Origin of the sequence: Lacinutrix sp. C3R15, from assembly GCF_018860825.1 — a bacterium.
GTDB lineage: Bacteria > Bacteroidota > Bacteroidia > Flavobacteriales > Flavobacteriaceae > Oceanihabitans.
On record NZ_JAHKPZ010000011.1, the window covers coordinates 1 to 5,705 of the forward strand.

Annotated in this window: 5 protein-coding genes; all 5 read right to left on the reverse strand. The window is 30.8% G+C overall.

The features are described from left to right. Window positions 1-532 precede the first annotated feature (532 nt). Window positions 533-1,099 (reverse strand): hypothetical protein, encoded by a 567-nt coding sequence (locus KO494_RS02885; RefSeq protein WP_252730269.1) that lies wholly within the window; start codon window positions 1,097-1,099, stop codon window positions 533-535. Between the two features lie 312 nt (window positions 1,100-1,411). Continuing rightward, window positions 1,412-2,521 (reverse strand): OmpA family protein, encoded by a 1,110-nt coding sequence (locus KO494_RS16085; RefSeq protein WP_215966094.1) that lies wholly within the window; start codon window positions 2,519-2,521, stop codon window positions 1,412-1,414. 43 nt (window positions 2,522-2,564) lie between these two features. Then, window positions 2,565-3,860: a TlpA disulfide reductase family protein gene (locus tag KO494_RS02895; protein ID WP_215966095.1), complete on the reverse strand. Its 1,296-nt coding sequence runs from the start codon at window positions 3,858-3,860 to the stop codon at window positions 2,565-2,567. A 503-nt stretch (window positions 3,861-4,363) separates the two neighbouring features. Continuing rightward, entirely contained in the window at window positions 4,364-5,020 is a 657-nt protein-coding gene (locus tag KO494_RS02900; protein WP_215966096.1) for a hypothetical protein, read from the reverse strand. 74 nt (window positions 5,021-5,094) lie between these two features. After that, window positions 5,095-5,705, reverse strand: a 611-nt coding sequence (locus KO494_RS02905) for a hypothetical protein (RefSeq protein ID WP_215966097.1), incomplete at its 5' end; no start/stop codon positions are given.

Below are 5,705 nucleotides of genomic sequence, written 5' to 3' on the forward strand. Positions count from 1 at the left end.
TTTCCATAATTAATGGCAACGGTCTCGTGTATGAAAAGTGCGTGTTTGTGTCAGAGGATTTTCGGAACGAAAATCGGAAGAAAGCAAACACGCACTTTCCTTTTGATTAAGCACTAAAATAAGCATTTTTTATACACAGTGTTACCCACTGGCTTTTTTTTTCGTTTTGCTTATCAGTCGGATGTTTATGGTTTGAACGGAATTGTGCGTTGGGAAGACATACTCTTTTGCAATTTTTGGTGGCGTGGTGGCTTTGAGCGAATTGCAAATGTGTATGGCTTTGAGCGTTGGCATTGTTCAGACGAATTTTTTTGCAGTTACGAAATTTCTATCGGCAGTAAAGAGATTTCTCTTGGAAGTTGCGAGAATTCTAATGGCAATTGCAAAAATTCTATCGGCAGTTACGAGAATTCTTTTGGAAGTTGCAAGATTTCTTTTGGCAGTTATGAGATTATTAACGGCAGTTAAGAGATTTCTAACTGCCGTTAGTACATACCTAAAAGTAGTAGGTATATTTCTTTTGATAGTTTACTTATGCCTTGACGGTCTTGAATTTAATGCCTTTTATCTGACCAAATTCTGGACTTGAGGCTCCATACACAGACTTGACATATTGTTTAACTTCTCCAGCTGTGTCAACTAATCCGTTATCGACGCTATATAATATTTTGTTTCTTTCTAATCTTGAGTTGCTTACTTCTGCGTAGGCTTTTGATACTTCTGCATTTGAATCTTTTAAAGCTTGAAGTTTGGTTTGAAGTGTAGCAACTTGTAATTCGGTTTCGTTTGGGGTGTAACTTGGTTCGGAAGCCAAGACTGAAATCATTCCTTCGAAATGTTGTATTAATTGGTCGTAAGATTGTTGGCTTGAACTAATTGTTTTGGGTGCTGGTTGGTTTGGGTCGACTGGAGTTTCTATTTTGGAAGCACGTTTTCCTTGTATTTTACGATTGAAACCTTTTGCATCCTCTACTTTTTCGTCACTTGCATTTGTAGTGTTTAATGCGTTTACCAGACGAGTCGAGAGTGGACGTAAATCTGAAAAAGCTTCAACACGTTCATTGACTGCGTTATTGTAATCTGTGTTTTTGTTTACCACTCCATCTAAACTTGCGCTTGCTTGTATATAAAGTGCTTCAAGTTGTGGTAATTGTAGGCTGTTTTTTGATGGGTTGTAAGTTGCGCCATAGCCATTGACAAATGCAATAAGGTCTTGAAAGTTTGCTACATTTTTAGCGTGTCCTACTTCTGAAGTTGATGCAATAGTATTGATTATTAAGCGTTAATAATTATAAATTTAACGATTAAATCAATATGAAAAACATCAGCTTGTATTTTTTTGCGTTGGCTAAAAACCGCACCTTTCTTTTGGTTAAGCACTAAAATAAGCATTTTTTATACACAGTTGTGCTTAGTTATTTTCCACGATTTTAAATTCAACTCTTCTATTTTTATTTCTTCCGTCCTCTGTATCATTGGTTGCTATTGGTTTTTCGTTTCCGTAACCAAAATATGAAATACTACCTTCTTCTAAACCCAAACTTATAAAATAATCAGTTACAGATTTTGCTCGCTTTTCTGATAAGGCTTGGTTAAACTTCGAGCCTCCAACATTGTCTGTATGTCCAGAAATAATAATTTTTGTTCCTTGATTTTGAGTTAGCAAATTATAAACAGATTTTATTTCACTTTTTGCGCCTTTTGAAAGTTCCGAGCTGTTAAAATCAAAAACTACATTTTGAAATGTGTAATCTTTATTGATTGCTATTTTTTTATCATCATTTTTAGATACAACCACAGGTTTGATCGGTTTAGTTTCTGTCCAATCAGCGTCGTGTAAATTTACGAGGTCTATATAATAATAAGACATATTGTTTCTGTTTTTGTTTGAAACAAGTAATTTCTCTGTTTTCGAGTTTTTGAGGAAATTTCCAATTGTTAAGTACTTTTCGTTTCCATTCGCAGTAAATTCCGTTGATATTAATGTCCAAGTATTTTTATTATCATAATGTCTATCATTTTCAATTACATAGATTTTAAATTTTTCGATATTATTTTTTTTCAATTGCCTATCTGATAATTCTCGAAAAATTGAAGTATTCAATTCATTTTCGGAAAGTAAGAAGTCAATATTTTTAATTGCAAAATCTGAGTTCTCAGCAAGACTGACGAAGAATGAGATTTTGTATTTTTTTCCTCCTACTAATTTTTTTGATAGTTCAACTTGTACGTATTCTCTATAATTGTCGTCAGAGTGTAGATAAAATCCAGCAAAATTATTACCGTCTTTTGATTGTTGGAATCCGTTATAATTGTTCGGAATTCCAACTTGACCTTTAGCACAAGTATTAAATAAATCTGTTGTTCCAAAAGTGGGTGATGTCCAACTTTCTACATTATGACCGAAAGCTCCGATAATTTCAGAGCATCTTTTCGTGTTTTCAAAGCTTGGGTTTTGGACTAAATTCTGGGATTGAAGCTGAAAAGAAAATAGAATAAAAAGTATTTTGATGTAGTTCACAGGTTTTCGTTCAATTATACTTTGTTGTGCTTAGTTATTTTTGTTATAATTCTTCATTTTTTATTATATCATTGAACTCTAAAGTATCTTCCGGAGAAGGTGAGTTAATAAGAATCACTTCATTATTGATATCTAGAATAGAATAATGAGGAATAGAACTCACATTAAAAAAAGTTGTCAAATCAGAGTTTGGGGCTACACTAATCACATATTGATTTTTATCCATACCAAATTCATTTAATTCGGCTACTTTTTTTCTCCAACTTTCTTGGTTCTTATCAATTGAAAAATATAGGAATTCTACGTTTCTATCCTGAATAAGTTTTTTCCTATAAAGGTGATTTTTTTTAATTTCCTTAATACATGGTGCGCACCAGCTTGCCCAAAAGTCAATTACTTTAATTTTACCTTCTTGCTTTTGTAGAATTTCATTTAAAGTAATACTGTTTCCATCAATGTCTAGTAAAATTGAATTAAAAACTTTATCAGATAATTGATTATTAATTTTATTTAATCGCTCATTTATTTGTTCTAAAACAACTTTGTACTTTTTATCTTTTATTTGAGGTAAATAAATTTTGATTTTATCTTGTAGGTAGTTTGCATTTTCAGAAATTAAATGACTATCAAATTCAAATATCATTTTTGTAATAGCATATTCTTTAGCTTTACTAACCAAATTGTTATTGATTAAATCTAGTTGATATTCAAGCGCTTCTTTTGAATATGTATTATCTTTAAAGTTCTTTTTAGAAACGAAATAGATATAATTGGTTAAAGCAAGTTGAAAATACACATTATCTTCTTGGTCATTCCTGTTAAATATTTCAATATTTAAATCATTTAAATATTCCGAGTAATTAGTTATGGCATCTTTAGGAAACACGTTTCTATTTAATAGCCCATTTATATATTGAAATTTAAAAACGTCTTTTATCTTAGTGTAGAACAAATCAGAAACATTATTACTTTTTTTAAATTGTTCTAAAAAATGTAGTTTTTTTTGATAATCAATTTTCCATTTATTTTTAAAATCAAAAACCCCAAGTTCATCATTATATCTCGGGTACTCCAACTTTAAATCGTTAAGTTCTTTAAAAAAATTATAGTGTGCTGAATTCCTTCCTTTAAAAGTGATTGAGACATCATCTAATTTATAGCTAAGCGTATCTCCAGGTGTAACATAAATTAAAAATGGGGTTGACATGGGTTTAAAGCTATAAAATTTAAATAATCTTGGAGATTCTAAATTAAAACTTAAATTCAAGTTTTCTTCTTCATTTTTAGTTTTTAGTAAAAACGGTTGATTGGTAAATTCTATATTGGTTTCATCAAGCATTACAGATTTTATTAAAGTATCTTGGTTAAATTCAGTAAATAAATAAACTTGCTTAGATGTTTTTTCTTGTTTTAGTGTTTTTTTTTTTGCTTAAAAATTAGGAAACCAATTACAATTAAGGAAAACAAAAAAAATGCAATTATATTTGGGGATCTTTTCATAGTATTTCTAAAGAATTTAATCAATGGTTATTGGAAGGTCATAATTAAAACACTAATATACTTGTTTTTGTTTAATGTTATTTAGACCACATGAATTTTTGCGCGTTGGCTAAAAACAGCTCTTTTATTTTTTAGAGCATCGGCTTATTTTGCGCGTGGAAAAAAATAAATGTGCTGTTTGTGCGGTGGGCTTTTCAGCTTGTGGGTAACGTGTTTGTGTATGGTTAGTTGCGTGGTTTAGCGACTAAGTTAGCAAACATTTACGAACCTGTGAATATTCCGAAGGAATATTCGCAAGTAGGCTCAATGAAGCAATTAATTATACACGGTGTTGTGCGTTCGTTATTTATTTCCAGTCATTAATTTTGCTATATCATTTGCATTATCAATTTTCAATTCGGCTAAAACTTTACTTATCCGTTTTTCAAATCCGATTTGTTTATTCCGACTTGACTTGATTTCAGATATTAGTTTTTGTTCTGAAAATTTATATTTTTCTGATATGTCTTTAAAATCTTCTAAATTATAATCTGTATAATCAGAGAATGCAATATGATTTTCCGTTCTTTTATAGAAAATCCAAGGATGCCCAAGCCATAGTTGGTTCCATTTTCCCAATTCCGCATTTTCAATTTCTTCCCAATTCTGAATATCAGATAAATCTCCGCAACAAGTTGGTTCAAGTATTATCATTTCATTTTCTAAAACTACAATTCCGCCAATTATTTGTCCAACGTATTCTTGATAATCTGACAAATCAACGTCCTTAAGTTCTTTTTCAATAATGGTTTTTAATTCAGGTTCTCCGATTTTATTTATGTCAACCAAGTATGAGCCAAGTTCAATCGGTTGTAAGTCTTGTAAATTACTATCAGAAATACATTTGTACCAGAAATCGCTCCAGCCTTTTGGGTTTTCAGCTTTCGAAACAGAAGGTGATTCATATTCATTTTTCGCATAATCCCAAGGTTCAATTTCGATTGTATTTAATAATTTCATTCTGATTTCAAGGGTTTGTTTTAATGACGCACAACGTTGTTGTATATGGTTTGTTGCGTGGTTCAGCACGTAATTTAGCAAATAAAAACCGAATAGAAAATCTGCGAGGATTTTCGAAAGTAGGCTAGAACTAGCAATAAATTATATACGGTGTTGGCAACTGGCATTTTTTTCAGTGTATTATTTAATTCAGTTTCATTTTGTGTTCCGATTACGAATTTTTTACCGTTTTTTAATTCAATAGCTAATCCTTTATTTCCATTTATATTATAAACAGTTCCGTATTTACTTCCGAGTCGAATTCCGTAACCGACAAATCCATAATTTATGATTTTCATAGATTTCAATTCGCTCCATTTTATGTTCTTTTTCAAGAAGGGAACAAAACGCATCTTAATTCCGTTATCATTTATTTCCGTAATTAAAGTCATAAACCAATTAAAATATATAAACCCGAAAACAAAAACAATAAAAATAATCATTCCAACATTCGACATTGGTTTATTTCCAAATTCAACACCAAATATAATTTGTTGAATAAATCCATAAACAGCAATTGCTCCAAGTCCAATTAAAATAAGCCAAATCCACCATTGAGTAAACTTTTGCCTTTCCTTAAATTCAATTTTCGTATTCATTTCTGTTGCTTGTCTTTGCTTGTTGCCAACGTTCTCGTGTATGGAAA